The sequence below is a fragment of the Mycobacterium sp. TH-M116 genome (assembly GCF_057473685.1).
In genome coordinates this window covers 1-2,871 of the sequence record NZ_JBYCLC010000296.1, presented here as the reverse complement: position 1 = coordinate 2,871, position 2,871 = coordinate 1, and the positions used below count along the sequence as shown (strand labels likewise).

4 protein-coding genes and 1 pseudogene are annotated in these 2,871 nt (G+C 67.4%); 3 read left to right on the top strand and 2 right to left on the bottom strand.

Translation table 11 applies throughout. From position 1 onward, the window contains the following. A pseudogene (locus AC2VOK_RS15400) lies at positions 1-298 on the top strand (alcohol dehydrogenase); the annotation flags it as partial. On the opposite strand, the gene AC2VOK_RS15395 reads toward AC2VOK_RS15400, so the two are convergent. Further along, positions 287-721 (bottom strand): DUF3349 domain-containing protein, encoded by a 435-nt coding sequence (locus AC2VOK_RS15395; RefSeq protein ID WP_428901261.1) that lies wholly within the window; start codon positions 719-721, stop codon positions 287-289. The pseudogene AC2VOK_RS15400 and the gene AC2VOK_RS15395 sit on opposite strands and share 12 nt — an antisense overlap. A 267-nt stretch (positions 722-988) precedes the next feature. Here AC2VOK_RS15395 and AC2VOK_RS15390 point away from each other — a divergent pair, with 267 nt between their 5' ends. Both AC2VOK_RS15390 and AC2VOK_RS15385 read left to right on the top strand, forming a co-directional pair. Beyond that, the gene (locus AC2VOK_RS15390) at positions 989-1,525 is read left to right on the top strand and encodes a restriction endonuclease (protein ID WP_428901260.1); all 537 of its coding nucleotides are present in this window, start codon (positions 989-991) and stop codon (positions 1,523-1,525) included. Between the two features lie 117 nt (positions 1,526-1,642). Continuing rightward, the gene (locus tag AC2VOK_RS15385) at positions 1,643-2,056 is read left to right on the top strand and encodes a pyridoxamine 5'-phosphate oxidase family protein (RefSeq protein WP_486944291.1); all 414 of its coding nucleotides are present in this window, start codon (positions 1,643-1,645) and stop codon (positions 2,054-2,056) included. 32 nt (positions 2,057-2,088) lie between these two features. Here AC2VOK_RS15385 and nrdF read toward each other — a convergent pair. Further along, positions 2,089-2,871: class 1b ribonucleoside-diphosphate reductase subunit beta (nrdF, locus tag AC2VOK_RS15380; protein ID WP_428901259.1), on the bottom strand; the 783-nt coding region annotated here is incomplete at its 5' end.

The following is a 2,871-nucleotide window of genomic DNA, read 5'->3' as shown; positions in this document are numbered from 1 at the left end:
CCTGAGGCTCGGCGACTACCTCAACCTGCTGGACGTCGACGGGACACTCGTCGAACTGGGCATTCCCGAGCACCCGATGGAGGTGCCGGCGTTCTCGCTGGCACTGATGCGACGCAGCCTGTCGGGATCGAACATCGGCGGGATCGCCGAAACCCAGGACATGCTCGACTTCTGCGCCGAGCACCACGTGACGCCCGAGATCGAGGTCATCGAACCGGATTACGTCAACGAAGCCTACGAGCGCGTGCTGGCCAGCGACGTGCGCTACCGCTTCGTCATCGACACCTCACGCCTCTGAGGGAACGCCTCTGAGGCGTGAGGGCCGTGCCGCGATCCGTTCGGCCGCCTCGCCGTCTTCGTCGCCGGGAATGACCTCGCTGACGTCGATGCCGGCCAGCGGCCACCCGACCGCGGCCAGCGTCGCGGCCACCCGGATGACGTTCTCCTTCCCGGCGTCGTAATGGGTCATGTCCGAGATGAATTCGGCGATCTCGTCGCGATCGATCGGGTGGTCGACCGTGTCCGGGGATCCTTCCTGCGCGGTGATCTTGCGAACCACGTCCCGGATCTGGTCGTCGGTCAACGGTGTGCTGCGCAGCAGGGCCATCAGCGGCACGCGGTCCGGGCCGGGCACGCCGTCCGGGTAGCCGACCTGCAGCCAGCGGATCACTGAACGGCAGAAATGGTGGTGGTCGGTGTGCGAGGAGGGGGTTTGCGTCACCCCCACAGTGTCGCGGCCGGGGCGTCGCCGGCGCCACCGCGGCGTCTCGCCATCCGCACAATTCATATGCCGTTCACGGCTCTTCCATGTCCGGGTTGTGAAGTGACCGGTGTTGGATGGCTGCGCGGGACCCGGCACCGTGAGGGAGCATCACAGTGATGACGCACACCATGCGCAGGGCGGCGGGTCGTGCCCGATTTCTGATGGCCGCGGACTTGTCGCAGCGGGCCCTTACCATCGAGGCGTGCACGAGGACCCGCCCCGCAGATGAGCACGGCCCTCGTCGTCATTCCGCTGGCCTGCGGCCTGTTCGTCGGCGTCATGCAGCGCAGCCCCGAGGCGGGCGTGGTGGGGTTCTACGTGACACTGCTGCTCGAGGTGCTCCTGGCGTGGACGACCAATCGAACGTGGCCGCGCGGGAGGCGGGGCGACGCCACCATGCGCGCGATCGACGCCATGGCGGGAGTCGAGTTCGAGAATTACGTCGCCGCGCGCCTGGACCGGGCGGGCTGGCGGGTCGGGACCACCCCGGCGGCCGGGGACTACGGCGTCGACCTGATCGCCGAGAAGGACGGCCGGCGCGTGGCGGTCCAGTGCAAACGCTACGGCAAGCCGGTCGGGGTCGCGGCCGTCCAACAGGTGGTCTCCGGCGCACGCCACCACGGATGCACGCGCAGCATCGTGGTGAGTAACCAGGAGTTCACCTCCGCCGCACAGCAATTGGCACACACGCACGGCTGTCAGCTGATCGGCCGCAGAACGTTGCGCGCCTGGGTCCCGGCGCCTGCGCGACGCAGTGCCTGACGGTCAGCCTGCGGATCGCCATCGCGCCGGACACGGGTCCTATGGCCCTACCCGGCCAGTTGTCGAGGCTTGAGGATCGAGCATGTGAGTCAATACGGGTATGACGGCGGCTTCGGCCTGGCGCAGCTTCCCCCCGGCGCCGAGCCGCTGCAGCGGGTCGAGGCGATGCGGCTGCTGGCCAGCGTTGACCTCGGGCGGGTGGTGTTCGACATGCAGGCGCTGCCGGCGATCCGCCCGGTCAACCACGTGGTGGACGACGGCGTCATCATCATCCGCTGCCGGCTGAGCTCCGCATTGTCGGCGGCGGTGCGCAGTTCCGATCACGTCGTCGTGGCCTACGAGGCCGACGCCCTGGACAGCGCTACCCGGACCGGCTGGAGCGTGGTTGCCACGGGCCGTGCGCGAACGCTGACCGATCCCGGTCTGGTCGCGCGCTACGAGCAGCTGCTGCACCCGTGGGTGAACCACGCCGACACCGTCGTGGCCATCGAGCCGGAGATCGTCACCGGCCTGCGCCTGACGGCCCCGTAGGCACGGGCCTACGGCGTCAGAAGTCCCAGTCCTCAGAAGTCCCAGTCCTCGTCTTCGGTGTTGACGGCCTTGCCGATCACGTAGCTCGATCCCGACCCGGAGAAGAAGTCGTGGTTCTCGTCGGCGTTGGGCGACAGCGCCGACAGGATGGCCGGGTTCACGTCGGTCTCGTCGCGCGGGAACAACGCCTCGTAGCCGAGGTTCATCAGCGCCTTGTTCGCGTTGTAGCGCAGGAACTTCTTGACGTCCTCGGTCAGCCCGACCTGGTCGTAGAGGTCCTGGGTGTATTCGACCTCGTTGTCGTAGAGCTCGAAGAGCAACTCGTAGGTGTAGTCCTTGAGTTCGGCGCGCTTGGCGTCGTCGACCAGCGCCAGGCCGCGCTGGAACTTGTAGCCGATGTAGTAGCCGTGGACGGCCTCGTCGCGGATGATCAGCCGGATCATGTCCGCGGTGTTGGTCAGCTTGGCCCGGCTCGACCAGTACATCGGCAGGTAGAACCCGGAGTAGAACAGGAAGCTCTCCAGCAGCGTGGAGGCCACCTTGCGCTTCAGCGGCTCGTCACCGCGGTAGTACTGCATGACGATGTCGGCCTTGCGCTGCAGGTTGGGGTTCTCCTCCGACCAGCGGAACGCGTCGTCGATCTCGGCGGTCGAGCACAGCGTGGAGAAGATCGAGCTGTAGCTCTTGGCGTGCACCGACTCCATGAACGCGATGTTCGTCAGCACCGCCTCCTCGTGCGGGGTCAGCGCGTCGGGGATCAGGCTGACCGCCCCGACCGTGCCCTGGATGGTGTCCAGCAGCGTCAGGCCGGTGAA